Annotated in this window: 31 protein-coding genes; 20 read left to right on the forward strand and 11 right to left on the reverse strand. The window is 43.8% G+C overall.

Features of this window, described 5'->3' with window-relative positions; genetic code table 11:
* Window positions 1-164: 164 nt before the first annotated feature.
* From AC5JM2_RS14155 to AC5JM2_RS14170, 4 genes are all read right to left on the reverse strand, one after another.
* Window positions 165-3,509 (reverse strand): DUF3987 domain-containing protein, encoded by a 3,345-nt coding sequence (locus tag AC5JM2_RS14155; RefSeq protein ID WP_495835510.1) that lies wholly within the window; start codon window positions 3,507-3,509, stop codon window positions 165-167.
* Window positions 3,509-4,075 (reverse strand): hypothetical protein, encoded by a 567-nt coding sequence (locus AC5JM2_RS14160; RefSeq protein ID WP_495835511.1) that lies wholly within the window; start codon window positions 4,073-4,075, stop codon window positions 3,509-3,511. Before AC5JM2_RS14160 ends, AC5JM2_RS14155 begins: the two co-directional genes overlap by 1 nt.
* 319 nt (window positions 4,076-4,394) lie before the next feature.
* Entirely contained in the window at window positions 4,395-4,541 is a 147-nt protein-coding gene (locus AC5JM2_RS14165) for a hypothetical protein (protein WP_495835512.1), read from the reverse strand.
* 129 nt (window positions 4,542-4,670) lie between these two features.
* Window positions 4,671-4,961, reverse strand: coding sequence for a hypothetical protein (locus tag AC5JM2_RS14170; protein WP_495835513.1), 291 nt, complete (start codon window positions 4,959-4,961; stop codon window positions 4,671-4,673).
* Window positions 4,962-5,200: 239 nt separating this feature from the next.
* Between AC5JM2_RS14170 and AC5JM2_RS14175 the strand changes: the two genes are divergently transcribed.
* The 14 genes from AC5JM2_RS14175 (at window position 5,201) to AC5JM2_RS14240 (ending at window position 13,535) form a co-directional block, all read left to right on the forward strand.
* On the forward strand, window positions 5,201-5,674 hold the full coding sequence (locus tag AC5JM2_RS14175; protein ID WP_495835514.1) for a hypothetical protein: 474 nt from the start codon (window positions 5,201-5,203) through the stop codon (window positions 5,672-5,674).
* Window positions 5,652-6,062 carry a helix-turn-helix domain-containing protein gene (locus tag AC5JM2_RS14180; protein ID WP_495835515.1) on the forward strand — a complete coding sequence of 137 codons (411 nt, stop codon included), beginning with the start codon at window positions 5,652-5,654 and terminating at the stop codon, window positions 6,060-6,062. The genes AC5JM2_RS14175 and AC5JM2_RS14180 overlap by 23 nt, the downstream gene beginning before the upstream one ends.
* Window positions 6,063-6,066: 4 nt before the next feature.
* Complete coding sequence (locus AC5JM2_RS14185; RefSeq protein WP_495835516.1) at window positions 6,067-6,333, forward strand: hypothetical protein; 267 nt, start codon at window positions 6,067-6,069, stop codon at window positions 6,331-6,333.
* A gap of 102 nt (window positions 6,334-6,435) precedes the next feature.
* The gene (locus tag AC5JM2_RS14190) at window positions 6,436-6,726 is read left to right on the forward strand and encodes a hypothetical protein (RefSeq protein ID WP_495835517.1); all 291 of its coding nucleotides are present in this window, start codon (window positions 6,436-6,438) and stop codon (window positions 6,724-6,726) included.
* A gap of 110 nt (window positions 6,727-6,836) precedes the next feature.
* On the forward strand, window positions 6,837-7,025 hold the full coding sequence (locus tag AC5JM2_RS14195; RefSeq protein ID WP_495835518.1) for a hypothetical protein: 189 nt from the start codon (window positions 6,837-6,839) through the stop codon (window positions 7,023-7,025).
* A gap of 156 nt (window positions 7,026-7,181) precedes the next feature.
* Entirely contained in the window at window positions 7,182-8,546 is a 1,365-nt protein-coding gene (locus AC5JM2_RS14200) for a hypothetical protein (protein ID WP_495835519.1), read from the forward strand.
* Window positions 8,539-8,694 (forward strand): hypothetical protein, encoded by a 156-nt coding sequence (locus tag AC5JM2_RS14205; RefSeq protein WP_495835520.1) that lies wholly within the window; start codon window positions 8,539-8,541, stop codon window positions 8,692-8,694. The genes AC5JM2_RS14200 and AC5JM2_RS14205 overlap by 8 nt, the downstream gene beginning before the upstream one ends.
* Before the next feature lie 56 nt (window positions 8,695-8,750).
* Window positions 8,751-9,215, forward strand: coding sequence for a hypothetical protein (locus AC5JM2_RS14210; RefSeq protein WP_495835521.1), 465 nt, complete (start codon window positions 8,751-8,753; stop codon window positions 9,213-9,215).
* Window positions 9,215-9,439, forward strand: a complete 225-nt coding sequence (locus tag AC5JM2_RS14215; RefSeq protein WP_495835522.1) for a hypothetical protein — start codon at window positions 9,215-9,217, stop codon at window positions 9,437-9,439. Before AC5JM2_RS14210 ends, AC5JM2_RS14215 begins: the two co-directional genes overlap by 1 nt.
* 4 nt (window positions 9,440-9,443) lie before the next feature.
* A complete protein-coding gene (locus AC5JM2_RS14220) occupies window positions 9,444-9,962 on the forward strand; it encodes a hypothetical protein (RefSeq protein ID WP_495835523.1) in 519 nt (172 codons plus the stop codon).
* A gap of 50 nt (window positions 9,963-10,012) precedes the next feature.
* Window positions 10,013-10,807, forward strand: coding sequence for a hypothetical protein (locus AC5JM2_RS14225; protein WP_495835524.1), 795 nt, complete (start codon window positions 10,013-10,015; stop codon window positions 10,805-10,807).
* A gap of 62 nt (window positions 10,808-10,869) precedes the next feature.
* On the forward strand, window positions 10,870-11,505 hold the full coding sequence (locus AC5JM2_RS14230) for a hypothetical protein (RefSeq protein WP_495835525.1): 636 nt from the start codon (window positions 10,870-10,872) through the stop codon (window positions 11,503-11,505).
* Between the two features lie 5 nt (window positions 11,506-11,510).
* Window positions 11,511-12,302: a hypothetical protein gene (locus AC5JM2_RS14235; protein WP_495835526.1), complete on the forward strand. Its 792-nt coding sequence runs from the start codon at window positions 11,511-11,513 to the stop codon at window positions 12,300-12,302.
* A 105-nt stretch (window positions 12,303-12,407) separates the two neighbouring features.
* The gene (locus tag AC5JM2_RS14240; RefSeq protein WP_495835527.1) at window positions 12,408-13,535 is read left to right on the forward strand and encodes a hypothetical protein; all 1,128 of its coding nucleotides are present in this window, start codon (window positions 12,408-12,410) and stop codon (window positions 13,533-13,535) included.
* 91 nt (window positions 13,536-13,626) lie between these two features.
* Here AC5JM2_RS14240 and AC5JM2_RS14245 read toward each other — a convergent pair whose 3' ends face one another.
* Both AC5JM2_RS14245 and AC5JM2_RS14250 read right to left on the reverse strand, forming a co-directional pair.
* Window positions 13,627-13,947 carry a hypothetical protein gene (locus AC5JM2_RS14245; protein WP_495835528.1) on the reverse strand — a complete coding sequence of 107 codons (321 nt, stop codon included), beginning with the start codon at window positions 13,945-13,947 and terminating at the stop codon, window positions 13,627-13,629.
* A 77-nt stretch (window positions 13,948-14,024) separates the two neighbouring features.
* Complete coding sequence (locus tag AC5JM2_RS14250; protein ID WP_495835529.1) at window positions 14,025-14,243, reverse strand: hypothetical protein; 219 nt, start codon at window positions 14,241-14,243, stop codon at window positions 14,025-14,027.
* Between the two features lie 205 nt (window positions 14,244-14,448).
* On the opposite strand from AC5JM2_RS14250, the gene AC5JM2_RS14255 reads away from it, so the two are divergent.
* The 4 genes from AC5JM2_RS14255 to AC5JM2_RS14270 all read left to right on the forward strand — a co-directional run bounded on the left by AC5JM2_RS14255 (window position 14,449) and on the right by AC5JM2_RS14270 (window position 17,616).
* Entirely contained in the window at window positions 14,449-14,664 is a 216-nt protein-coding gene (locus tag AC5JM2_RS14255) for a hypothetical protein (protein WP_495835530.1), read from the forward strand.
* A gap of 22 nt (window positions 14,665-14,686) precedes the next feature.
* Complete coding sequence (locus AC5JM2_RS14260; protein WP_495835531.1) at window positions 14,687-15,070, forward strand: hypothetical protein; 384 nt, start codon at window positions 14,687-14,689, stop codon at window positions 15,068-15,070.
* Window positions 15,071-15,136: 66 nt separating this feature from the next.
* Window positions 15,137-16,618 carry a hypothetical protein gene (locus AC5JM2_RS14265; RefSeq protein ID WP_495835532.1) on the forward strand — a complete coding sequence of 494 codons (1,482 nt, stop codon included), beginning with the start codon at window positions 15,137-15,139 and terminating at the stop codon, window positions 16,616-16,618.
* 734 nt (window positions 16,619-17,352) lie between these two features.
* Window positions 17,353-17,616 (forward strand): hypothetical protein, encoded by a 264-nt coding sequence (locus tag AC5JM2_RS14270; protein WP_495835533.1) that lies wholly within the window; start codon window positions 17,353-17,355, stop codon window positions 17,614-17,616.
* 145 nt (window positions 17,617-17,761) lie between these two features.
* Here the strand turns inward: AC5JM2_RS14270 and AC5JM2_RS14275 are convergent, their stop codons facing one another.
* Window positions 17,762-17,995 carry a hypothetical protein gene (locus tag AC5JM2_RS14275; RefSeq protein WP_495835534.1) on the reverse strand — a complete coding sequence of 78 codons (234 nt, stop codon included), beginning with the start codon at window positions 17,993-17,995 and terminating at the stop codon, window positions 17,762-17,764.
* Window positions 17,996-18,329: 334 nt separating this feature from the next.
* On the opposite strand from AC5JM2_RS14275, the gene AC5JM2_RS14280 reads away from it, so the two are divergent.
* The gene (locus tag AC5JM2_RS14280) at window positions 18,330-19,454 is read left to right on the forward strand and encodes a tyrosine-type recombinase/integrase (protein WP_495835535.1); all 1,125 of its coding nucleotides are present in this window, start codon (window positions 18,330-18,332) and stop codon (window positions 19,452-19,454) included.
* Between the two features lie 125 nt (window positions 19,455-19,579).
* Here the strand turns inward: AC5JM2_RS14280 and AC5JM2_RS14285 are convergent, their stop codons facing one another.
* The gene (locus AC5JM2_RS14285) at window positions 19,580-20,281 is read right to left on the reverse strand and encodes a Rho termination factor N-terminal domain-containing protein (RefSeq protein WP_495835536.1); all 702 of its coding nucleotides are present in this window, start codon (window positions 20,279-20,281) and stop codon (window positions 19,580-19,582) included.
* Complete coding sequence (locus AC5JM2_RS14290; protein WP_495835537.1) at window positions 20,278-21,630, reverse strand: ParA family protein; 1,353 nt, start codon at window positions 21,628-21,630, stop codon at window positions 20,278-20,280. The genes AC5JM2_RS14285 and AC5JM2_RS14290 overlap by 4 nt, the downstream gene beginning before the upstream one ends.
* Window positions 21,631-21,971: 341 nt before the next feature.
* Between AC5JM2_RS14290 and AC5JM2_RS14295 the strand changes: the two genes are divergently transcribed.
* Window positions 21,972-22,823, forward strand: coding sequence for a coiled-coil domain-containing protein (locus tag AC5JM2_RS14295; RefSeq protein WP_495835538.1), 852 nt, complete (start codon window positions 21,972-21,974; stop codon window positions 22,821-22,823).
* A gap of 177 nt (window positions 22,824-23,000) precedes the next feature.
* On the opposite strand, the gene AC5JM2_RS14300 is transcribed toward AC5JM2_RS14295, so the two are convergent.
* On the reverse strand, window positions 23,001-23,549 hold the full coding sequence (locus tag AC5JM2_RS14300) for a hypothetical protein (RefSeq protein ID WP_495835539.1): 549 nt from the start codon (window positions 23,547-23,549) through the stop codon (window positions 23,001-23,003).
* A gap of 148 nt (window positions 23,550-23,697) precedes the next feature.
* Window positions 23,698-24,450: a hypothetical protein gene (locus AC5JM2_RS14305; RefSeq protein WP_495835540.1), complete on the reverse strand. Its 753-nt coding sequence runs from the start codon at window positions 24,448-24,450 to the stop codon at window positions 23,698-23,700.
* Window positions 24,451-24,593: the final 143 nt, after the last annotated feature.

Genomic DNA, 24,593 nt, shown 5'->3' on the forward strand with positions numbered 1-24,593 from the left:
CTCATTTTTAAAGCATATCATGAGTTAAAATCTCATTTTTTGTTTCAAATCACAGAAAATTCTTTAACTAATGTTTGGTTTGGCATCTTATGATTTAAGGAAGGTAAAAAACAATGCAGCGGCTACCCATTGCGCAGAATGGGCGAAAGTGATTTAAAAGCGGATTAGGTTTCTATGACGAAAGCAGTCTTAGCTTGCTCTATGGATAAATTTAAAATCTGATTTTTACAATCAGCGATCTCCGCCTGAATCCATATGCTTCTGCGTTGTTTCTCGTAAATGCTGCTGCATTGCTCGTAAATACTGCTAATCCGCGCCAGACGATCATGGTGCCTGTTCTGGGGAAGATTCACCCGCACAGTGTCGCCTACCTTTAGTTCTTGGGAAGGACTAGGCGATGGTTTAGATTTTTCGTGTATTTCTGGTTCATTGCTGACAGGGCGATCGCCTGAACTCAATCTTTCCTGAGAATCCAAGGGATCTACCTCATCCGTTCCTGTTGGTGCAACCAAGTTGTCTACTTGTGAAATTTGAGTATTATTGCTTGACTCATCCATTAATGGATTGCTGGATTTTTCAGCAATAGTGTCAATGATTTTGTCAGCAGTGTCATTGACAGCATTGACACTAGATAACGACGTAGTCGTAAAGCTTTCAGGGATTTTGTCAATGGTGTCAATGCTGTCAATGATTTTTTGATTTTTTTCATTAACACTACCATTGACGGTACCATTGACAGTTTGGTTAGTTAATCCAGTTGGGGTGCTGTCATTGACAGTTGGGTTAGTTAATCCATTTTCTTGATCGTTTAATGTTTTTTTCAAAAAATCATTGACACCATTGACACCATTGACAATTTGGCTGAAACTACTACTGGTTGGTTGTTTAAAGGTGTCAATGACATCATTGACACTGTCAATGAAATCATTGACACTACCATTGACAGTTGTTTTTTGTGGACTAAAGACCCAAGAAGCCTTAACCTTTCCCAGAACCCCATAGCCCATTGCTTCCAACTCTCTAAAATTGTCAATGGCTTGAGCATTAGTTTTGACAACGTTGACGCTCCTGACCACTTCCCTTGCGGTTAGCTTCCCTTTTGATTGAGCCAGCTTTATAATTTTGGCAAGTAACTCTGACAGTTCCCCTTTATCCGCTCGACTATCGGCGTGAATTGCTTTGATTTGCCCAGTATAAAAATCAGCTAAGGCGATCGCCTTATTCATCGTCTCTAGGGAAATTTCATTCCCCACAAAAGCCGTTACACTGCCGTTAACAGCCGTTTCTATTGCGTGAAGATTCAATGCCAACCTACCGATAGTACCTTCCAGCTTTGAATAGACTGCTCTCATTCCTTGCTGCGGGTGACTAACTCGTTTCCGTTCAAGTTCGTCATAAACTTCTTGGTAGCGTTTAAAAGCCGCAGGTGAAAGTTTGTACTGAATAAGTGGTAGCGAGGTAACGCGACGATAGATGCCTGAGAGCAATTCATTAAGATTGACATCAGAACTTGCATCAGGTAATTGCGAAGCAGCTAATGGCTGGTTTACAAAAAGAAATCTTGCCCAATGCCCATCACCGTCTTTTAAGTCTTTTGTATGCTCTTTCAACACTTCGGGTTGGATGCCCCCAAAGATAGAAACATAAATACGCTCTACATCAATTTTTAAACCACCTGCGCGTAAGACAGTCGAACCCGTGCCGTCGTAGTAAGACAACAAATCCTGGCGATCGCTACCTTTTCCCCCTCTGTACTGATTGGATGAGTTGAACAAACCAGCCAATTCGTCAACTAGGGCGAACATTGCTTTATCAGGTGTTTCTTGGGCTTGGGCTTGGATCCCTTCCCCAGTAGAATTAGTAAAGAAATAAACGGGACTACCTGGTTTTTTAGGCTTAGAACTCTCCTTTGGTGCTTTTTCCCATTCAGCTAAGTCGTTTTCATACTGAGCTAAAGCTTGTTCATACCTCTGCTTGGCTTCGTTCTGTAGGATTCGGAGAGGTTTTTTAATCAACGTCCTATATACGGGTGACTTTTTCTGCCCACTTTCACCGACCAGAGCAGAGAATAAGATAGGTGGCACGGAAAAATCCATACCCTTGTGGATCATCAGATCTGTCCCTACTGGGTGTAAAGTTGATATTGTCGTCAAAATGGCGGTGATTGCCACCGACTGAGGAATGCTCAACCATCTACACCACTGCTTAATTGGTGTAGCCAACTGCTCAGGCAGAAACTGAGTCAAATCCAGGGAATCGTCCTTGATGGAAAGCAATTCAGTCACCTCTTGCTTCCGTTCATCTCGGCTTTCTTCTACTTCTAAATCTTGGCGTAGAAGTTGAGCGATCGCATCGATTTCTCTTGGCTGATTATTAGTTTGCTTCGCGAGTTCTAATAACGCGGTTTTTTCATCGGAAGACTTCAGCCCACGGGAGATAATTTCTAGAATCCTTTCTCGTAGGGGAACCTCAGCAGCTGCTTTAAGTTGAGTAACCTTGTTTTGGGTGGTGCTCGGAAGAAATCTTTGCTGTCGTCGCTGCCAGGACCTGACACAGTTCTCAATCGCATCGTCGGTGAGGGTTGCCGTAGGATTGTTACTTTGGGCTGATTTCCAAATCAAATCCGCTTCTTTGGAATCTATGGGGGGGGTACACCTAGCGCAGTAATTGTCAAACAATTGTCTTGGGTCGCCGCTAAAATATTTGCCTAAGTATTGCAACCGCGCAGCGGTACCAATAAGGTTACGCGCCAACGCTGCGCCTGTACTGTTTCGCCTGCCTTCGGGTTCGCCGTTGGCGATGAAATCTCGATCCATCACCCGTAAGCACTCGGAGAGTGGGATATCCTCACCCAGTGTCGTTGGTAAAACAGATGGTAGTATTTCCTTCTGGGGCGTGGGGATAATTGCCCTCAATTCATCAAAACTGTACTTAGTCCCACCGGCTGCAACGATTACCGATGGAAAAGCACCCTTTGAAGAGATATGGCTAGCCCCAGCCAAACGCATTACTCGGGATTGATTTTTTAATGATCTATCAGCAGCCGCGTATTCCAGTAAGTCTGTTTGTAGTGCTTTCCACTGTACGGGGTCTACTTGGTCATTGAAAACCCAGTAACTATGAATAGATTTTCCACCCGTATCCACTTGGAATGTTGGTTCTGGAAGGAAAAGCGATCGCCATAATTCTTTGGAGATTTCTTTATCTAAATCATCATGCTCGTAAAAGATTGCGCGACAAGAAATAACATCTTCGTCTTTCTGTCCGTGCCCATTAACAACGAAGTAAACGCCTCTTTCTTCTGCTTGCCACTGGGCAACGTACTTAATTAATTCATCCAAATTCTTTGTGGCAGCCTTACGCCCCCCGTCACTAGACGATCGCGAATCATCCGAAGGAAAGAAGGAACGTAGATAAACCGTATCGCCTTTTTTGTAATTGAGCAGTGCTAGTTGCTGAGCGACTAGTTCGCGGTTCAAGTAAATCTCGGGATTACGTGAAGCTATCATTACGCCACACCTCCAAGATTCTGAAGGTGAGCGAGTATTAAGACTGCTTCATCACCAACAATGTCGTATTCCTCAAGCATCACCATGCAATCGGTGAGTCTTTGTTGCTCGATTAATTGGTTCAGCTTGAGAGCGATCGCTTGAACGGAAAAAGATTTCTCAGAAACTAAAACCGACTGTTCGGTTTGCCCGAAAAATCCGGGGTATACTATAGATAAGCTTCGGAGCATAGGTACTATTTGGTTTATGACACCCCTACAGTTCCCAAAATCCGAAGATGCCCGTTCCCAGATGAAAATAATTTGAGATGCCCGTCTCTCGCTAACCCCTCGCGAATCCCACGCAGGGGTTTTGGCGTTCTGGGCGGTTTGGGCGATCGCGTCAAGAAATCTTTTTCCCAAATCTGCCAAATAGCTGATAAGATATTCGTAACATGTCGTCCCTGACATGCCATAATAACAATTATTCGCGCTCAAGCCCTCGCTACGTATGGTGTTTGCAGCGCGAATTTGTTTTGGGGCGATCGCCTCTTGGGGTGATATAGCACTTGAAGTTAAAAAAAACATGAAACAGTGTCCTTCGCATTGAGTTTGTGGAACTCTCCGCCTCTGGACAAAGCACTGCTTTCATAAAACTTTATATTACGGGGGGTTACACGTTGTTTTTTTATTTTGTAACCCGGAGAGGATGAAATACTTGATTGTCTACGATCCTCATGCCATAATAACGGACATTGGAAACGGGTGTACACCCGATTACAATAGAAATTAAATTAAGCGTTTTTAGAAAGAAAGTGCTTCGTCTTTGGCGAAGTCTTTTTTTTGGTTAGCTTACCGGGACAGCGATACAAGTGTTGTTATATTTTTGTTCCGGATGCAGCCCATCTTAGTATAAATGCACTGGGATACGCAAGGGGCGATCGCAGATTTCTGGAAGTTTTTCTGTGTCTACTTTTCGCGGGTTGCCAGTGAAACAGTACTCTGTGGAAAAGTAGCGATCGCTGCCCGGTTTTCCCACAGGTTTCCTTGGCATAATTTTGCGAATCCTCATACTCAGCAAGCATTTCGAGTAAATTAGCTCTTCTAACACGATAAGAGAATACTTGGTTGCTTCTGTTGACATTACTTGTGAGAGCGGAACTTCGGATTAGCGAAAGGAATGTCAACTACCCTCGTCAACGATTTCTAGCTGTGCGAACTCTTCTGGAGTCATCGGCGAATACTCTTTTTTTAGCAACTGCTGCCACATCTCTTTAAAAGCAATACCTCTTTTATCAGCAAGGTATTGCACCATCGCATTACGCCTCGCCTCTCTTTCTTGAAGCTTTGAACTGAGCAACGATGCTGCCTCTGCTGATTTGGCACGGTTTTTCAAAACAGATTCTATCTCTAAGCAATCATCGTAGTATTCACCTAAGTAATTTATGTATTGCCGGTCAGTTGCCTTTGGCATATTTTCTAAAAAATATTCTTACTCTTTCTATGATGCACTACATGAGTCTGATGTGGGTCTACTTTGAGTATAAGTTGTGATAATTGAAGTGCAGCAACCCCATAACATCATTAAATGACTCAAATACGCCCCAAATTAGACTCAAGTGATATATTAGATTCATAAGCAAAACGCAGCCAGCGCAGGCAGGAGAAGGAATTCCCCGTTGTGCTGGTCAACTTTTCTTTGAACCTTGATAATTGAATCTTTTCTTATCGAAAGAAATCCCAGCAGATTACGGGACAAATGGAACACAGAAACGACATTGCGGACGTGGAACACTGCTGGCGGTAGAGGAAGAAAACCAACCCCTCGGTTGGATGCAGCTAATAGCACGGCTGCACCAGCCAACGGTAATTTACATGAGTTACACAAAAATTAAGCAAATTCTTTTGGATTTGGAAGTATCCCCACACATGACTTTTGTTCAGCGAGCGGAGCTTCAACAAATTTTTGAATCTAAGCTAAAAACCTCTGAACATACAAGAGTTCTAGTTCGTACAGAACGCGAGCAACTAGCTTCTTTATTGGAGCTTTTAGCAGCGATCGCCAGAGGAAACGACGACGAGAATACTCTTCGGAGTTTCTTACAAATTATCTTAAAACTTGCGCATGGACAAAATTCTATTCCTGAATTAGAAATTGAAATCGATGAAGCTAACAAAACCGCGTGACCCTGCCTTTGAGGGATCAGAAAAGATTATCTCAATAGTTCGGGAGTTGAAAGGACGAGAGAGTGCTGCCGACTTCTCCCGCCGATTAGGAATAAGGGGAACCACTTTAGGGCGAGTTCTTAGAGGCGAGGCATTGCCCACGTTGCAAGTTCTTTCTGTAATTGCTCAAAATTCTCCGTATACCATTGGGCAATTAGCGGCGATCGCCTGCAATGAGCCTGTAGAAGATATTGTTGTTGCCCAAAACCCAACCCAGGCATTGAAATTAATTTCTCACTTTGACAACAATCAGCTAGTGGAATTAATGGAGATGATTTTTGAAAAGCAAATAGCAAAAAATAACCGAAAAGGAGTTCTTTTGAAGCTATTAAGTGTTTTAGCAGGTTGACCCCATGACACAAGCAAGAGTGGCTTTTTTGCTTTCTCTCCCCGAGGGGGAACTAAATCATGAATGCCTTGTTTCGGGAGTCCCCCAAAAAGGCGACATCGTATTTATCGAACAAATAAGTGGCAAGCCTTACGCTAGTGCGATCGCCCAAGTAAAAGAAATCGCGTTAGTAGTCAATGTCGAGGAAGTAACTACTTTTTACGCCGTTCAACTGGAGTTATTGCATACGATGCCCATCAAAACTGCGTACGAAGTTGTTCGCCGAATGTAAATAAACCGAACTTCGTTCCGCTTCGCTAACGCCAAACTCCGACAAATATCATCTACTACACCACAATACGTAAAATGCTACGCACTCAAAAGGAAAACCGCAATGTTCATCATCGAAAAAACTGTAACAAATCTTAAAAAAGTGTTGGAGATAATCCCAAATCTGCACTACGAGGGGCTTGCATCTCTGCTTCATGCGACCGCCGACGCTATCCGCCAAGAGACTTCTCTGGGTGACGCACTAGAGGAGCTAGGAGTAGACGTAGAGGGCATCACAGACTACAGCTACGGGCTACGGCATGATGTGCAAGATATATATTCTGAGAAAGAACTGATTGCGATCGCCTCTGCTTGCACTGCACATTTAATGAAAGCGTATGGTTGCGGTTGCTAAAAAATATCGCAAGTGTCACATAGAATTTGTGCTTACACTCTCAGTACAGTTTTTAAAAAAGCACACTAAAAAACCAGTGCAGTAATCACATCAAAAAAGGCTGTTGCGGCGTGACGAAGTACAGAAAAAGGGTGTTTTACCGGGCAACAAGAATTGCTGTTGCGATCGCCCTAAAACGCTGCAAGGTTTTAGGGACACTAATTGCGGCTTCTACTATTTTCTATTGCGGGGGTTTGCGGGGTGTTGCGATCGCCTTTTTACTTATTGCAGCCTCGCTAAAAACATTACAGTCCTTGTAGCAAGCCGGTTGCAGCTTGTTGCGAACAGCAAAAAAGCTTCTTAGCCCCTGACTACCACTTAATCCCACGACGTACTTTACACCACAGTATACGGAACATTTTGCAGTGTGCCAGTTGCGACAAAAATAAACCACTAGTTTTAAAAACAGAGGAAATATGGCTAGAAAGAAAAGCTCAGACGACCTAGAGCAAAATAACGCCCAAGCAAAGCCTGTATTGACCCCCGATACAGAAGCTGTCGTCCCGGCTGACAATGACTTTGACGACATTCAGGGTGAGGATTTGGCTAAGCCAGAAGACAAGGCAATTAGCGATCGTATTGAAGAAACAATACCATTCAATCCTGAATCAGAGACTTCTCGTGTAAACCAAACGGGTGTAGTGGATTCGGAATCTGGGAGCCTCCAAAATATAGAGTCTCCGCCAGCAGAACCAAAGCCCAAAAAACAGCGCGTAACTATTCCTAAAAAGGAGATAACTATTATCCTTGACGGTGGTCGCAGTCGCATCAAGGTGTTGCTTATTGTTGACGGGCACGTAACATCGAACCTTGTAATTGATTCCGTTGTTTGCCAGACAGATGCTCCTAGCTTTGGTGAACAGGGTTCATTTAGTATGAGTCGCGGTAAAGACGAGGAGAAGAAAGACCTTATTGAGCATTGGGTGGTAGGGTCCAGCGCCAAACTTCAGGGCAAGCCGTTCATTGCTATGTCTGACGGGGATAATCACAAAATTAATTATTTTCCAATTCTTGCCCTTGGTGCGATCGCATCCCTCCCAAATCTCCACGATTTATCCACTGGCTCTAACGAAAAATCTCGCTCACTGTCGATCAAGCTCATAACCTTAAGCCTTGCTAATCCTTTGGATTTAAAAGCAGGGATTGGAAGTTGCAAGTGGATAAAAGTAGACGGTATTAAGTACTCTCTATCTTTTTCTAAAACAGCATTGAACTACCCAGAAGGCTATGGTGCCAGTCTTTATGCGAAAGATAAAGGGTCAACAGTTTACACTCTTGATGTTGGGTTTGGTACAGCCTGCGTTAGCCAATATAACAATCAAGGGAAATTGCCTAAGCGAGTAAGCCATAAGCCAAACGGCGGCGGCGGAATTTCCACACTGATTCGAGAGTTTGCGGAAAGTGTTGCCAGCGGTGATAGTTCTAATCTTATTAAGCCATCGCAGCTGAGAGAAATTCTGGAGTCTTCAACGTTTACCGATGGAAAAGTGACTGCGATCGCCCCTGACGGAAGAGAAATAGGATCTGCTCTTGAATCGGCTATCCGTAATTGGATAAAAGATACCCCCCTGACATTCGCATTAGAAGGCTTATCAACGGTTGGACGCAAAAACCCTATTGTTCTTTGTGGTGGCGGTTTTGAGGTTCCTGCCGTGCATCAGTACGTAAAGGATGCGCTTATGCAGTCCAGCATTCCCGAAACTAACTTGATTCTCCCTCCTAATCCAGGATTAATTGCTCTTTCTGAAATGACCAAAATCTACACACAAAACAATGCCTGAAATAAAACGAATAAACTACAACGTTCCAGTTGACTTGGTTGAGCACATCCACTTGTTTGCCGCTGAAGACGGAGCAAACGTTCGATACTGGCTTCGCAAAGTATTAGAAAAAGCCATCAACGAGCGTTTAACGAAAAGTGCTTCTTGAAGAAAAAAGCCGGACAAACTCCGGCTGACTACAGCAATTATTTATCAGTAAAAACAATGCTATCAATTTACCAATCCGAAAAAGTAGCGATCGCCCAAAAGCTTCTCCAAGAAGTCAAATGCGAGGTTAAAGAGAAGGATCTGTCTAAGGAGATTTTGCTAGGAGATGCAATCGCCACCATTGAAGAAATCATTCAGCAAGATTTACCAGAAGGATACATAATCCCGAAGCCAAAAGTTGAGGCTTGGGAATATCGACCGACTACAGGCGATCGTATTCTAGAAATTTTAAGCTGGATTGCTGGGCTTTCACTGTTATCCTCTGCGCTGTCTGCTTGCTTGTCACTTGGCGCTTTTGGAATTTCGGAATTCAAAATAGCTTCAGGCTTGAAAGATAACAATAACTATGCTGCTGAGTGTAGAGGTTATAGAGGGCTGAGTTTTACGTTCTTGGCGATCGCACTCACAGGCGGCATGCTCGGTTCAGTTGTTGGCGATGCCGTAAATAAGGGGGATAAGTGATGTACGCATTAAATCGTCTTTCGCCCAACAAAAAATACCTAATATCAAACCATCCTGGACAATGGCACTTCTCACGGGTCGCAGGTGATTACGCCAACTTTTATCGGTTTGCCTACAACAACAAAAGACTAACCATCCGACTGTCGTTGACGCAAGTCCAGCTAATGGTGTGGGAACAAGTTCAGATTAATCTATCAAACCTAGAAGCCTTTAAAGGAGAGTGACCGTATGCACCCAATTACATTTTTTATGCAAGACGCCACAATTAACGCACTAGCAGAACGTTTTGGATGTTATTTGGATCAACTTGACCGTTCCCAAAAAATTCAGATTCGAGTACTTCTTACTAATTTCCTGCTAGGTCAAGACCAGATGGGTTCTGACTACACGATAGGTGATGCTTGGCAGGATTCCTCACTGCATCTTCTGACTTCTGATGACGACGTGGTGGAGGTAGCTGACATCTTGGTGGAATTAACTATTCCCCAAGCCGAGGCACTGTTATCATTTCTTGCTGAACAATGCACCGTTGGAAATAGTCGGTTGAAAACTCCCATAGAAATCGCCACAGAGACTTTTGTTGGACTTGGCGTACCGGAGCAATTAGCAACTACAGCAGCAATTATTCTCAAGCAAGTTGATGGGACACGCGATCGCACTCCAGATGAGCAATCGACCATTAATCAGATACACCAAGTGATGACTGCGAGCATCAGGCAGCAGAGACAAGCGGAAGCAACTAATTAAACAACCACTGGGGAAGAGACTAACCCAGTCCACAAAGTTAGGAGAAAAATATGGACTTCACGGAAGATTCTGCCCCACAGTTTGATACTGAAAGTTACAAGATTGACCCTACACTCTACGAAATTAATACCTCCGAACCAGGTGAAGACCCTATTACTCGGAGTTTTGAGACAACGCCAGCTAACTGGGTATCGCGAACTTTTTTTAATGCACCCAGCAAGGAAGCACTAGTGGACCTTGACCGCGACTCCATTAAGCAGAGTGGAGACGCAGCTCAACGTGCCAGCCAGCAAGCCAAGTTTCTTAAAGGTTACCAGAAAGTTAATGAGCAAATGGTTGATAACAAGGTAGCTTCCGCCAAGCACATCCTTGCCATTATGCAAAAGCGCTATGACGGTGCTCAATCCCTCATGGAAGTTGCTAAAGACTTGCATCTTTCTGGTGTGGAGTTCAAATCATCACATCAACTTATCCAAGCGCAAACACAGTACGCAAGCCAAACAATCACAGCAGAAACTCAGAGCAGATTAATTTTGGCAAGGATTCAGTTTTTAAAAGATTTGGCGGCGATCGCAACCAATCACCAAGAAAAGCTCAAAGACAAACTTAAGCCCGAAGACGAGAACCAGTACAGTTTACGTGCTCAAATCTTCAGACAGATGGATGCAGAATATCTAAAATACCTGGGTGCTCTTGGAAAATACGGGACACCAGTACAGAACGCACTCACTGCACCAGCGAAACCGGTGTACGACACGGTTGTCCCCAAAGGTGGCGCGGTGGGTCAATTTAATACCGTTATGAGGAACGCTGCTGGCGTTTTTCGTAGAGTTCTAGGTTTGTAAATTTTATTCGGTGCAGCCAGTTACCCACTACTGCACCGATATTCACCACTACAGGAAAGCAAATGATGAACAATAACCAGTTTGATGCATTTATGGCTATATCGGGTACTGAACCACCCCAATCTGAAACAAAAGTACAAATACCACAACCTAAAGCTAGTGACAACTTTTTTGGTGCTCCAAGTTACAAGGGTGAGAACCAGCAGGATTTAACCGAAGATGAGCGACGGGCAGAGTCAGGCGATCGCAGTGACGTAGAAGAATTAAGCAGCAAGCAAAACCTCTCTAGTGGTATTGCATTTATTGGTAGTGGTCTTACTCTCACAATTGGGATTAGTTCAGTAGCCGGCACTACTGGCGCTGGTCTTGGTGTCGGTGTGGGCTTGGTAAGTTGTTTAATTTTTGGGAACGAAGCAGTCAGTGGCAAGAAATCGGGCATAGTCCGACTTGGTTGTATGACCGTAGGAACATGTTATGCGGGTTGCCAGTTATGGAACAGTTACAGCCAGAATAGCGCTGTGAGTGAGGTTAACCACAGCGTTGAACTGTATATGGTAAGGCAACCTCAAAGCAACATTTCACTAGGTCAACTGGCAACTTGGCTGATTTATGGAGTAGTGGCGATCGCCGTCGTCAAATTCCTTCTTGCTCCAAAAACCAAGAAGACCACCAACACGAACAACCCGCTTAACTTTTAAAAACTATGCAAGCCGATAATTTTAACGAAGAAAACCGGGAAAGATTAGAGCGGTTGCTCTCGCACCCGGAAAGTGCAGAATATCTCACTGAGGCATTAAGTAAGGCGATCGTCTCCGAACAGAAAACACCAGTAGACGAGAGTAAACCAGAGGTAAACCAGAAACTGGAACCAGTCCAGAATGACGCTGCCATCAACATTACCCGTCACTTCATGATTAGTGGCGGGTTACTTGCAGGTGTGCTGTTGCTTGCGGCTGCTGTTGCCACTCCACTGCGCGACACTTTTACGGTTTGTTTTAATCCTGCGCCCGTCCCTAACACCTCAAAGTGCTTAGGGGTAAAAACATACACCATTGACCAAGACCATCTAGAACGGCTGGTTAACCATCCATCTTTAGTGGTTGTGCCTGAGAAAAGAGGGAATCCGGCGATCGCTGTGACGTTGGCATTATTCGGAACTGCTTTTGCTGGGGGTTCTGGGTTTATCGCCAAACAGGCATTGAAGGAAAAAACTGAGGCAATACCAGTTAACCGCACAAATCGGAGAACGGCATGGACGGCAACCAAACTGGAAGCCGACAAAGTTGTTAAACAGCGTTATCAGGATTTATCACAAGGGTTTGCGATCGCTACCAACACAAATCAACATGCACTAGCAGCTGCTGATACCCTCAACGAATTCGCCCAAATCCAACAGTTGATTGCAAAGCTTGAACCACAAGAGCGTGAGCTATTCTTTCAGCACTTGGCACTGAAAGAACAACGTGAGTTAATGCAGCAACAAGCCCAAATTTAATCACAGCAAGCACAAAGCCCATTCGCTGCATTATTTGGTGGCGTTTCTGGACAAGCAGCACTACCAGATAGCAGCGGTATAACCGGTATCGAACAAGCAAAAGAGATGGGACAATCCATCATCAGGTCAATGGCTGCGAGCATTAAGTCAAAGGTGGTAGTTGCACCCTCAAGATCTGGCAAGACGACCATCTTATATCTGTATTACGATGCAATGTTTGATCGCTATCCAAAAACTGAGGTGTTCGCGATCGCTGACAAGCGCGAAATGATACACCAAAAGATTCCAGTTGCTAACTATGCTTTCTGCGATGGGGAAACATTCAAAGGTGATGGTTTGAAAATGCTTAACAAGGTCTACAGCATTTACCAGGACAGAGCTAAGTTGCCGGAATCAGAACGGGATGTTATAGCCCAAACTCACCCTGTACGACTTGCCTTAATTGATTGGCTGGCAACTTGGTCAACAGTAAGAAAAAAAGAACCAGTAGTAGCTGACAAAGTGAACAGTCAGTTAATCGGACTGATTACAAAAGGTGCGAGTTGTGGAGTTTGTGTGGACATTGATACCCACAGCGCCACAGTGGAAGCCTTGGGCATTGACGCAAGTACTCGTGAATCGTTGGACTTTGTGGCGATCGCTTATTGTCAGCCGAATGACAAAGGTGACTTAGATCGCATTTCCGATGGTCTGGGACTACTACCCAAAGTTGTAAGCAAAGCTTTGATTGTTCCCGATAAAAGCGATCGCACTAGATTAGGAAGTGAGTTTACCAGGCTACGGGATGCTTTGCTGAAAGGTGAATTCAATTCCAGCATCATTTTTACTACCACTGGAGGCAACAGAATCGGCATCACACCACAGTTTGAGCGTAAGTCGTTAGGTGATTTGTCTCTTGAAACTGAAGAAGTAGAGGTGGAAGAGGAACCAATAGAAGTTGAGGAAGAGGAGGAAAAAGAGCAAGATATCAGCTTTTACTTGGTTGATGCGGCTCGGACCATTAAGCAATACCTTGCTTTGAGAGAAAGACAGCAGGCTACATTCAAGCTTATTCGCAGTCAAAAGGCGATCGCATTACTTTGGAGGAAATCGCCTACAGCTTTAGCGCGGCTTGCAATTGATTTTCTAATTTCGCAAGAGATAATTGAGCGCATTGAGGAAAACGACCCAGTTTTAGGAATAAAAGTAGATGTACCGGAGGATAGGCGAGTGTATCGCCTAATTGCCGGATAATTGCAAACCCTCGGCGAACATGATGTTGTTATCGGGGGTTTCACACAAAGACATGATGACTTATAGCGGTTCAGGGCGATCGCCCAATAAGTCAGAATCTGGGTGAGGACTGTCCCGACGTTTTCGTCTTTACCTCCTCGCCGTCGCCAAGATCCGCAATCGCATCCTCAACCCGAACTCTGCATTCGCCCGTTAGTCGTCCGTCCTTTATGTCTATTTCTAGCAGCATTTTGAAAAAGGCAAGCAGATCAGCGTTGGAAGAAATTGAATGACTTTTCGTTAGTCGGAGTTTTCTAAATTCATTAATAAAACGATCTAAGGCTTCCTTAACTATTTTGAATTTTGGCGACTGTTTTCCCAGACCATAGTTAGCTTGTAATTCATCCAAAAGGCGATCGCGAATAACCAGCAATCTTTGTCTGTCGCACGTTCCCTCTACTACCGCTGGTTTTTGTTCTTCGTCGCGCCTGACCGATTCGGGTATAGCGATCAGGCTGATGGCTTTTCCGGCGTCAGTAGACTTAATACCTGTTCAAGCTTCTTTTCCATTGCCTCTAGCTTTTCTTCTGTTGGCATTTTGCGAGAGGCACTTTCCAGCGATTCTTCGACGAGACGTTTGGCAACCAGAGAAATAGATTTCTCTTCACCCTGCAAGCTTTCTAATTTTAAAGCGATATCATCAGTAACTTTAAAGGAAACTAGCTTCATTTGGTAAACCAGGTTAACTGTCCTTATCCTACAAAATCCAGTTAACCTCGTCAACTACAGGAGTTAACTCAGTCAACGCATTGTAAATCATAGCTTTATACTTTTCTTTTAAACTTCATCATTTCTTTTAGTAAACCAGGTTAACTAAAAGGTTAACCTGGTTTACTATTAAATAAGTTAACTAAGTCAACCGGAGGTGAGGACAATGAAACTGGTAGAAAAAAAGATGGCAGAACTTAAAGCACACGCCTATCAACTAGCCAAGCAGATTACAGGACGCACCGTCAGCCAAACAAAGCACCTCAAGAAGTGGCTACACCACGGTTTGGATTTTAGACGTAAATCTTCATGGTTAGAGGCGATCGCCATTCTAGAATCTATCCTTGCCCGTAACGTTGTTCCTCTCCTCCTCGCCGCATAAATGTAAAGAAGGAATGACTATCATGCAAGACGCTCTAACCGCCGCAACAATCGCTATCCCCGCACTTTTCGCTACTTTAATGTTGTTGGATTTTATCGACGGATTGAGAAAATTAGCGATCGCCTCTCAAGAAGAAAAATCACCCGCAGTACAAATAATCGAAACCCCTATCGATTGGGAACTGCCACACAAAAGCCTTGTGGTTGACCCGTGGCTGTCTGCACCTCGCGATACGCCTTGTATAGAAAATCTTCTGCACACACCTCTATACCAATGGTCCTCCCTTCCAATGCTGCCACCTGCCAAAGAATTGGTTGCTGTGTTGCCAGGGAAGGCGAAGAAAACACGAAATGCAGCGCCAGCAGCAACCCCAACAACCAAACGACGCTCTCGCAAAGCGGCTTGATTGAATAAAAAGGGTAGGCGTGACCTACCCAAAAAACAAAGTTTTCTCTCTGACAGGAATTAAATCATGTTTGACACCCAAATTAACTCCCTCGAAAATCAAATCGCTGAAATTACCGCTCGTCTCACGAAGTTCCGCTCTGTGGAATCCGAATTTAAATTAGTCGCACAGGCGATCGCCCAACTCCAGGAAAATGCAAATCAATTGTCATTAGAGTCTGGGGATTACCTTCGTGGCGAATTGGCGAAATTAATCGGGAGTGCGTCCGAGTGCGATCGCACAACCTCAAACAGCGATATCCCAAAAAAAGACGATCGCCTTTTTTCTGAAAATGGTGAAAAAGCGATCGCCTCCGAGCCTGAAATTACACCCGTCCTTTCCTCCGAAGAACTCGATTTGGTGAGTGGGGAAGAACTAGAGAAAGATGTAAAATTCCTTTCGGGATTGGACGAGGAATATATCCCCAAAGGCGATCGCCCTACCGCTATCATCGAATTCCTTGATGAGGAAACCCGATATCTTGCGATGATTGACGACGAACCTACCCCCGTCGCTGTTGCGGACAATCAATGGGATCTAATAGATGCAATTGAATCAGTGAAATGCTACGATTCCGCAGCAGAGATTGCTGAAGCACTTGCTGATGAAGATGAGGTGGATACCCATTTAATGGCGATCGCCTCTATACTAGATTGCTGTCACCAAAATGAACTTGCTGGTCGGGTGTGGTTTTTCGTCCAAAACGTCCCTGCGGAATTTGACGATCGCATCCTGGGCTACCTTCCAAAATCTATTCGCCCAGAGTGGGATAAACAGCGCACCTTTATGGAAGAAGAAGTTTTGGCACGCCAATCAAATTTTCCCCGGCAAGTGGAGACGCCTATGAATCTTGTTATTCGAGATTTGGTAGAAACCCCGCTAGGAATGATTGGGCATATCACTGATATCCGCTTCAATGCCCAGCAAGGAGGACGCATAGCTACAGTGAGTCTCCCAAACGATAGTATTAGCGAATTCGATATTACCCACTTGCGCTACATCGGCAAATATCAGCCGAAAACAGAATTCAAAGTAAATGATTCAGTTGTAACTCCGAAGGGCGAAGTTGTTAACGTGATTCAGGTTGAGGATATTGGGGGAAGAATTTACTTGGAAGTGCAATCGCCCTCCGGTGCAAAAGAAACGTATTACCACAGCGATGTTAAGGCGGCGCCAGTGGAAACAGTCGGAACGATACCCGCACCCGCCGCAGCAGCCACAGCGAAAAAAACCCGCAAGCCTAAAGCTAAGCAGGCTACAGCATCAGAGGTTTTGCGGTGCAAGAATTGGGAACAGATTAGAGCGATCGCAAACAATGACCCCAAGTTGATCAAAGAAGCAGCCACATCTGCACATACAAAAGCTGAAAAAGAACTGATCGAACATTTGCCCGAACTGATACGGGATTGGTGTTTAGAAAACCGCAATTTTGATGATCTGGACTGGCTGCCCAGTTACGTCGTGCAACGAGTGCGGGTTTTGCTAAGCGCTCCTAGTACTACAGCTTAAATCCCAGTTGGTTAGAGGATGTTGGGGAGTTGGACTCCCTAACATTATAGTTTTAAGGCGATCGCGCAAGCATAGACGGCACTTCCACCAGTTGGGACGAGGCGCTATGGGAGATAGTCAATGGAGAAGAATGAAACAGGCATAGCTGCTGGAAGCAGAACTAGCTTAGGTACAAATCCTGTCTTTCGATGGAGATTCCTCGTTGGTCATAATTTTAAGTAAGTATAAATATTCTGGGACTTACGCATTGACAAAAATCTGATTATGTAAGTCAGACTAATTTGCTGCCCAACATCTTTAGTTAGGGCAAGCAAAATCAACTTATGCATGAGTGAGATCAAAATGGTAAGGGGTTTTGAATTGATCTAACAAAGCACTATTTTCTTTTCCTCTATTGACAATATTGCACTCTACCCCCTCCTAAAAACGGGGTCTTAAAACTCTTCATGAGTGCGCAAATATGCATTATCTGGCATCGCCCAACGACACCACGAATTACAGAAACAAGCCCTTTCCAGAATCGCCTGGGAGAGGGCTTGTTTTTGCAGCAAACGATGGGGAATTAAAAGTCCAGATATAAAAGATTCTTCTATAAATAGTACGTGTTCTTATTATACTCCGCAGAGAAAAAGAGCGTTACTATCAATGTTGAAGAATAATCAACAGGGTGTTCTACAGAAAACTAAAAGTAACAATACTTACTTGGTTTACTTAATCTAGTCAAGGAGACTTCCATGATAAAAGATTTACTGTTTTACCTGTCAATTTTCTTCGGTTATCGCACTGAGCGAGTCGTTAACATAGTTTGGAGGCTTGATGATCCTGATGAGACAGGGTATTCCACTAATTCTGTTTTTAGAGCAAACGATTACCGACATGAAAGAGATTTGTTGAGTAAAAATACTTCAACCATTGAAACAAGCGCAGCGATCGCGTCACCCCTGACTTGCCAATTAGACCGAATGAGCTATGAGCATGGATGCTACACCGTTTTTTAGCGCTAAAACACACAAACTGGAGCGCAGATTAAACAACGGTCAGTAGTTGCTTAGGTTGGCTGAAAAATAGGACTACACTATAATAAAGACCCCTCAACCATAATACGGGAAAGGAGATCTTCATTAAATTAAAAGCAAAAGCACTTTACTCAGCAGAAGGCGAAAGAAGAATCGCTATCAAATACTCTAACCGTTTCTTCACTTCGTTTTCTGCATCCTTAGACCACCGGTAGATGTAGAAAGGTAAAACTTCAATCGCATCAACGACCTTATCTTTTTTCAGGTACTTAAGATGTCGGTTGATACTACCTGTGGGCAAGCCATTTACTTCAGCTATTTGCGCAACGCTTATCCAACCTTTTGCAGATTTAACAGCCATGCAGGTTGCGAGAAGTTTCCTGGTTTCTTTCATGTTTAACCCTCTATGTTTTCTGAGTAGAAAATTAGTCGGGTTGAGTTGTGTCGGGATGAACCATGATCTAATAAAGAGTCATGGTATGAATCGAGAAGAATGAGTTAATACTAGCATTCTTTACGACACTATCCCTTATAAAAATATCTTATGTTCTCACTCAAAACCGTGAGGGCTTTCTTATGGGTTGTTTTTGGGTTGTGACTTGCTGGGAACTCAGATTATCGGCAACTCGTCTAAATAAATAACAATGGGTGCACCGTTCTGCACCCATGACTGAATATCTTCAACTACAAATATTATGGCACTAAGCAAATTAGATGACCTAGCTGCAGTGCTAGCGTCCTTACCACCAGAAAAACAAGGTGAAATTCTAGCACAGGCTATGGTTACAGCAGCAATTGTCAAGGAAACGATAAAACCACCAAAGAAGACCGGAGCCGAAACTACCAGTGACCTCATGAGCAACTGGCTGGAGAAGAAATCTGAGGGCACCGCCAGGGCTTACAAAAACGATATTGACTCATTCATACATTGGCTGCAAGCGGAAAAGAAGACCAACGCCTACAAACAAGTTGATAATGACTTGTGGATTTGGGATTTGAATGATGAACAGCGCCTAAACCTCCTCGATCTAACCAAATTGATGGTTGATGACTGCGATCGCTACCTAAAATATTTATCCAAAAAAGAATCTGATAACATAATTACCCGTAGTACTGTTCGCCGTCGCATCGCTGCTGTTAAGTCATTTCTTCAGTACGCTCAAGATTCAGGATTTACCGTTTATAACGTTGCTTCCGCAACCAAGATGCCCCCAGCCAGGAAAACTACGGAAGACCGAATACTATCGGTAAGTGACGTTGGCGCTATCTTGAGCGAAACGCGGAAGGCAGTAAAGGACGCTCAAACCGAGTTTGTAAAAAAACAAGCGATTCGTGACTGGCTGATTATTAAGCTACTTTATATTGGAGCGTTTCGAGTGAGTGAAGTAGCTACTCTCAGTTGGGAGCAAATCAAGGTTACAGAATCAGGTAATGGAAGCATCAAAGTTGTAGGAAAGGGCGACAAAGAGCGAGTAGTTGTCATTCCTGCTAGTCAGCTAGTCCATCTGCAAACATCCAGAGAAAGTAACAGCCCAGATGAACCGGTTTTCAAGTCACGTGAAAGTAGCAAGGGAATAAAAGCTGTAAGCGATCGCACCATTCGAGAAATTGTGGCTAAATACGCAAAACTTGCAAAACTCGACAGAATCCCTAGTCCCCATTGGTTTCGCCATTCTCATGCTACCCATGCACTCAACGGCGGTGCTCCTATCAAGGTAACAACGAAAACTTTGGGGCACGCTAGCGCTAGCACTACACTAGATAACTATGTTCATACAGGGGAAGAGGAAAGCAGCAGCTTTTTTCTAAACGCTGATTAGCCAATGAAAGGCAAAAGGCGATCGCTCTTGACGGCATCTAAAAGAACATCGCCTCCCTGGAAAGCATAATTTGAATTTACTGCGCCTAAAAGAAATAAGTTAAGTCTGTTCCGCCCTCCTTAGTCTCAATCTGAGGAGGGTTTATTTTTTTGAGACAGCAGATCAACTAGCTCCGGTTTTTTCTTCTTGCTGTAGCCGGGAATCCCTCGCTTTTTCGCCATATCTTTTAATTGTGTCAACGTCAGAGTGTCCAAGATAGCGACCTCTGTAATGACATCCGGCATTGGTTGAGGGCTTAGATAAAAAACTTCTTTCAGAGCATTTAGCTTATTTCCTTTAGTTATACCGCATTTAAGGGTCGTGATTGGCTCAAAAGTTTTCCAATACTTGCGTGGAGCTTCATCAATACGATTAGTAGCGATCGCAAGCTTTACACCTTTCAATTCACTATTTGGTTTTTCGATCAAGTACTGCAACGCCGACTGAATTTCATCTCTAGTTGCAGTCGATAGGTTAATTTTAGGTACGGATTCTCCAGCAAGAATTTTAGTTATTTGAGACGTGTGCTCGCTGAAATCAGCGATGATACACCATACTTTCTCCAGTCCGGCTTCCTCTACGACTGCGAAAATAAACGAATTGCCAATAACTTCGTACTGGTCTTCTCCAAGTTCTTTGACAATTACTGGTACCCAATTGCGTCCACCTGAAGAATTGAGCGCTTTTGCAGATGCTTTGATCAAAAACTCTGGTGCATCCGTACCTGTGCCTGGATTAATACTGTCTATTTCAAGACACATCAAATTCCCAACGTCACTTAAGCTCATTGCAAAAAATACTCCTTGGCTAATGCTAGATAATAATTGTATGCTGTAATATTTTTATACACAGACGGGATACGAGTAAAAGCAGCGCCTGCAATGTGGGCATAACTAGGCAAATTGAAAATGTAGCGATTCGGCTTTGCTTTACTGTGAAGGGAATAAAAGTACGGCGTTAAATCAAACGAATTGGTTTTATTCTTGATTGCCTGTTGGATAATTTCATCTAAAGCTTGATCAGCTGTAACTCGTGCTGCTTGAGTAATACTCTCTCCGTTAAAGAAAATAGGGAGCGCTACTGGTCCTCCATCTTTTCTGAGATCTTGGATCTCTGGAATAAATTGTTTTATAACAATTGCCGCATTCTGTAAAGAAAAGATGTTGTTGTGCTTTGTAGGAATTAAAACGACATCCGAAGCGCACAACGCGCTCTGGCTGAAGAACATCCAATTAGGGGGAGAGTCGATGAGAATGTAATCGTATGCGCTTTTAAACGGGTCAATCACCTGCTTCAGCTTAGTTACTCTGAAGACTTGCCGCAGTTTGTCTTGTCCTAACTCCGTCAATTTTTTGTCGCTTGGAATAACATCAAATGTTACTGTGTTACCTCCTTTCATTAGGTAGCTAAACCTGAACATTACCCCTGAAGGAAATGACGGACTCGGCTTACTGTCCAGCCAGGAATATAGTGCGTCTTCATTTAGTAGTTTTATATCTAGGGAGTTGGTTAAGTCCTGCTGGTTCGGGTCAAAGTCGAGAATTAATACTCTCTTTCCCAAAAATGCCAGCGTCGCAGCCAAATTTACCGTAGTCGTAGTTTTTCCCACACCACCTTTATTGTTGTAAATGGCCACAGTGAGCGCTCTTTGAGGAGTGTCAATCTTAGATTTGATAATTTCTACTATCTCGTAAAGATTGTCCGGAGTTATTTCTAGACAACGCGAAGACGGGTGAACTACTTTACCATGCTTCCTAAACAGTTGTATGTGGTTTGAGTTAGTAATGATTCCCCATTGGGCTGATTTGCTGTTCGACGCTAGCAGATAACGTTTTAACTGAGAAACGGTAGACTTGTACTGTGTGGAATTCTCACTTAAGTTAATATCTCTGCCCTTTAACTCAAGAAGCAGGTAAGGACTAGATTTGGTATTGATAAATACATCGTTGTCAATATTCTTCCTAACAGCATAGTCAACCGTATCCGCACCACTCCCAGTCGCAAACTGGGGGACTGTTTCAGTTATGTCATACCCTAAGGCTTTTAAGAATTCGGGAACAAATATACTGCCTACAATCGATTCCTGTGCATTAGCTGGTAGGCTAAGCAACACTTGTTTAAGCTGGTAATATTCCATAAAATAAGTTGATTACACAAGCACGAACCGTCAAACTAAATTGACGGTTCTGTTTTTAGTGTAGTCAACTATGATGTTAATTCCCGTATATGCTCGTATTGTCCCTGTGAATTGTTCATAAAGCAGATTGCCTGTTTTGTGAAACCTGATAATCTGAATCGGGCTATTCGCTTAAAACAATAGGTGCAGAACGGCGCACCTATACATCGATATTGCTTCTAAATCTATAAACTATTATGACAACAAACCAAATGACTTGCCAGGATGTGGCGATCGCCTTTTGACCTCAATCAAAAAAGGCGATCGCACCACGGGGGAATATTACAAAAAAAAGCAAGATAATGACTAAATCTAAAGTGACAGCTCTCCCCCTCGCAGAAACGCGGCAGAAAATCGAGTCGCTAGAATCCGAGATTAACAATCTACAGCAAGAACTTACACAATCGCAGGACGCCCTAAATCTAATACTAAATCCGCCAAGATTCGCGCCGGTGCAAGGACAACTGCCGTTCTTTGATAGGCTAAGCGGAATCCTGCAAGAATCCAAATCTGAGCAGGAAAGACTAGAGAAGGTAGAAGCAGCCCGAAAGGCGATCGCACAAACCAAACAATTGCTAGCACAGAAGCAGCAAGAGCTAGCTGCAGTCAAAGACGAGCTTGAAAGGCTGAAAGAAGAAGCCGTTTGGCAGGAGCGCTACGAGCCACTTGTTTCAGCCTTTCAACATGGTTACACCATGCCGTCTGCTCAAAGAGCTAAGATTGCGCAAGTGGAGGGATACCTACATAGTGCCGTGAAATTCTTTGAGGAGATGCAAGAAATTAAGAATTCGGATGCTCCAGAGATAAAGAAAAATTGGGAATTGAAACATCCTGGGCTTGGTTCTCTCAAAACAGCTCTTGCAACGCAGCAAGAAGAAGTCACCAAGCAGCAAGAGGAATTAGCTCAAGCCAAAAAGGTAAATCAAGAGCATTTTCGCAATTTCATCAAAAAACGGGTGGATGTCGAGGCTCCACTGCAAGCGCTTCTAATTTCCCAAGAGGCGTACTTCAAGGCTCGTGAGCAGTTTCTTGAGACGGTTGGTGATGGGGCAGCACTGGGTATCGACGTTAACGAATTAAAACAATCAAAAATTCCATTGGTTGCTTGCGTGCAAAGCAGAATCCAGATATCGAAGATACCTTCTCCTGAGTAAAAAGGCGATCGCCCTATCCGCCAAAAGCGACGGGATTAGGCAAGTTGCCACTACATGCAAGTAGTATACATAAATGCTTTGTAGGTAAAGGCTTTGACCAACCATCCATCACTGTTTGATGTATTACAAATAGAGGGGAAGGCGATCGCCCCAACTTCAAAAATACTGATTTATCAATTAAACTAAATCTTCTGGGGCAAGACTTTCAGCTTCTTGTTGCTTGAATTCTTTCTCGATTAGAGCAACCCCTCGCGAAATAATTTCTGCCTGTCGTTCAGATGCAACCCCTTCTGTGAGCAAAGTCTGCAACGCATCCAGAATTGCAGTATTTTTGCCTAGCACGCGGTCGAGAACCCATTTTGGGCATTGGCGACGTTCGATATGCTTTTTCTTGAAGGTTTCCCTTAAAACTTGCTTGACCGTACCGTCGGGGTCTTCAATGTTCCGGACGGTTTCGCCTGTGATTTCCCACTCGATTACGATGCCGTTGTACAAGTAATCGCTCAAGCACTTGCGAGCCTGCCGTTTGTCTGATTCAGGGCGATCGCGAGTATATTTCTCCCGTGCTGCTTCAATGGCTGCGTTAAACTCTGGATATTTTTTCAGCCACTGGTAAAAAGTATTCTTGCTAATCCCAGCTGCTTCAAAACCACAGACATCAGTGCCCTCAGAGGCAATCGCCTGACAAATGATTTCTGCTAATTCTTGTGAATACTTTTCCCTCATCTCTTTTTCCTATATCTGACACAAGAATACCCCCTCGCGTGCAATACTGTGCGAATCGTCACCGGAGTTAGGCGATCGCTATAAAACACAGGTTTACTTAAGAAACCAAGTGGTCACTGTGCCCACTTGGTTCTTTTCCCTGCTTTGATCAGAAAGGTTCGATGATTTCGCTTATTTCACATCGAATCCGAGAACGTTTCGCAGAGAAATTCACTACTGTATCACCTCCAAAGTGCTCTACCACAATACCTTCCAAGCCATATAAGGCGTGGAATTCGCCGCAACTCCCACCTGTGTGCTGAATTCTGCACCCTATGAAGAAATCTTCCAGCGTCAATGATGGCAGATCCGGACTGGAAGCCTTTATGGGTTCGGGTTGGTTTTGAGCGATCGCCCTTTCCTCCAATTCTTCAGTCATCCCTAACTGTTCTGGAGATTCTGTTTTCTCCTCCAAAGTCAAACTTGTTGGAACATCTTTTTGACCTGTGACAAGTTTTAACTTTGGTTTTTTTAATGATCCCGCTACAGGCTCAATAATTGCTTCAAGGTTCCAGACTTGGGTTTGCAGTAGTTCGACTGGCTGCTTTTCCATGTTTTTGAAGCGGTACCAGTACTCTAATTCTGCGTAAAGAAAGTATTCCTCGTTTGCTTCTGGGAGAAGATAAGCTTTTACACTCAGGATTCGACCATAAGTAGGAAAATCCATATCAAACGCCTGGAACCTCACCACTTGCCCCTCTTTTAGCCAATGTGGATATTTACGCGATGGTCCCGGCAAAGTACTTTTAGCGTTAAGTTCTAATACCCACACTTTTAGGAGATCGCGAATCTCCGAAGACAGTGACTTCGCCGATTCTCTCAATAGTTCTGGACTGAAAATCTCGCGTAGATCTTGAAGCATTTCCGAATCCTCGCAGGCTTGGAGCATCTCCGCTACGCTAATTATGTCTTCGTCAACTTGTGGCTCAGCAGTGACAACGGGAGAAAATTGTCCTTTGAATCATAATGTGGGAAAATTTTTGAACCATAAATTGGAAAAAAGTT

The organism is Brasilonema angustatum (assembly GCF_059505445.1).

Bases quoted from the DNA above. Each gene is read 5' to 3' on its own strand.
- AC5JM2_RS14240 (WP_495835527.1), top strand. From the start codon at position 12,408: ATGGGACAATCCATCATCAGGTCAATGGCTGCGAGCATTAAGTCAAAG.
- AC5JM2_RS14295 (WP_495835538.1), top strand. From the start codon at position 21,972: ATGACTAAATCTAAAGTGACAGCTCTCCCCCTCGCAGAAACGCGGCAG.
- AC5JM2_RS14260 (WP_495835531.1), top strand. From the start codon at position 14,687: ATGCAAGACGCTCTAACCGCCGCAACAATCGCTATCCCCGCACTTTTC.
- AC5JM2_RS14305 (WP_495835540.1), bottom strand. From the start codon at position 24,450: ATGCTTCAAGATCTACGCGAGATTTTCAGTCCAGAACTATTGAGAGAA.
- AC5JM2_RS14215 (WP_495835522.1), top strand. From the start codon at position 9,215: ATGTACGCATTAAATCGTCTTTCGCCCAACAAAAAATACCTAATATCA.
- AC5JM2_RS14185 (WP_495835516.1), top strand. From the start codon at position 6,067: ATGACACAAGCAAGAGTGGCTTTTTTGCTTTCTCTCCCCGAGGGGGAA.
- AC5JM2_RS14190 (WP_495835517.1), top strand. From the start codon at position 6,436: ATGTTCATCATCGAAAAAACTGTAACAAATCTTAAAAAAGTGTTGGAG.
- AC5JM2_RS14220 (WP_495835523.1), top strand. From the start codon at position 9,444: ATGCACCCAATTACATTTTTTATGCAAGACGCCACAATTAACGCACTA.
- AC5JM2_RS14160 (WP_495835511.1), bottom strand. From the start codon at position 4,075: ATGTTTTTTTTAACTTCAAGTGCTATATCACCCCAAGAGGCGATCGCC.
- AC5JM2_RS14285 (WP_495835536.1), bottom strand. From the start codon at position 20,281: ATGAGCTTAAGTGACGTTGGGAATTTGATGTGTCTTGAAATAGACAGT.
- AC5JM2_RS14300 (WP_495835539.1), bottom strand. From the start codon at position 23,549: ATGAGGGAAAAGTATTCACAAGAATTAGCAGAAATCATTTGTCAGGCG.
- AC5JM2_RS14230 (WP_495835525.1), top strand. From the start codon at position 10,870: ATGATGAACAATAACCAGTTTGATGCATTTATGGCTATATCGGGTACT.
- AC5JM2_RS14200 (WP_495835519.1), top strand. From the start codon at position 7,182: ATGGCTAGAAAGAAAAGCTCAGACGACCTAGAGCAAAATAACGCCCAA.
- AC5JM2_RS14265 (WP_495835532.1), top strand. From the start codon at position 15,137: ATGTTTGACACCCAAATTAACTCCCTCGAAAATCAAATCGCTGAAATT.
- AC5JM2_RS14210 (WP_495835521.1), top strand. From the start codon at position 8,751: ATGCTATCAATTTACCAATCCGAAAAAGTAGCGATCGCCCAAAAGCTT.
- AC5JM2_RS14170 (WP_495835513.1), bottom strand. From the start codon at position 4,961: ATGCCAAAGGCAACTGACCGGCAATACATAAATTACTTAGGTGAATAC.
- AC5JM2_RS14255 (WP_495835530.1), top strand. From the start codon at position 14,449: ATGAAACTGGTAGAAAAAAAGATGGCAGAACTTAAAGCACACGCCTAT.
- AC5JM2_RS14290 (WP_495835537.1), bottom strand. From the start codon at position 21,630: ATGGAATATTACCAGCTTAAACAAGTGTTGCTTAGCCTACCAGCTAAT.
- AC5JM2_RS14250 (WP_495835529.1), bottom strand. From the start codon at position 14,243: ATGAAGCTAGTTTCCTTTAAAGTTACTGATGATATCGCTTTAAAATTA.
- AC5JM2_RS14225 (WP_495835524.1), top strand. From the start codon at position 10,013: ATGGACTTCACGGAAGATTCTGCCCCACAGTTTGATACTGAAAGTTAC.
- AC5JM2_RS14155 (WP_495835510.1), bottom strand. From the start codon at position 3,509: ATGATAGCTTCACGTAATCCCGAGATTTACTTGAACCGCGAACTAGTC.
- AC5JM2_RS14205 (WP_495835520.1), top strand. From the start codon at position 8,539: ATGCCTGAAATAAAACGAATAAACTACAACGTTCCAGTTGACTTGGTT.
- AC5JM2_RS14180 (WP_495835515.1), top strand. From the start codon at position 5,652: ATGAAGCTAACAAAACCGCGTGACCCTGCCTTTGAGGGATCAGAAAAG.
- AC5JM2_RS14275 (WP_495835534.1), bottom strand. From the start codon at position 17,995: ATGGCTGTTAAATCTGCAAAAGGTTGGATAAGCGTTGCGCAAATAGCT.
- AC5JM2_RS14270 (WP_495835533.1), top strand. From the start codon at position 17,353: ATGATAAAAGATTTACTGTTTTACCTGTCAATTTTCTTCGGTTATCGC.
- AC5JM2_RS14280 (WP_495835535.1), top strand. From the start codon at position 18,330: ATGGCACTAAGCAAATTAGATGACCTAGCTGCAGTGCTAGCGTCCTTA.
- AC5JM2_RS14165 (WP_495835512.1), bottom strand. From the start codon at position 4,541: ATGCCAAGGAAACCTGTGGGAAAACCGGGCAGCGATCGCTACTTTTCC.
- AC5JM2_RS14235 (WP_495835526.1), top strand. From the start codon at position 11,511: ATGCAAGCCGATAATTTTAACGAAGAAAACCGGGAAAGATTAGAGCGG.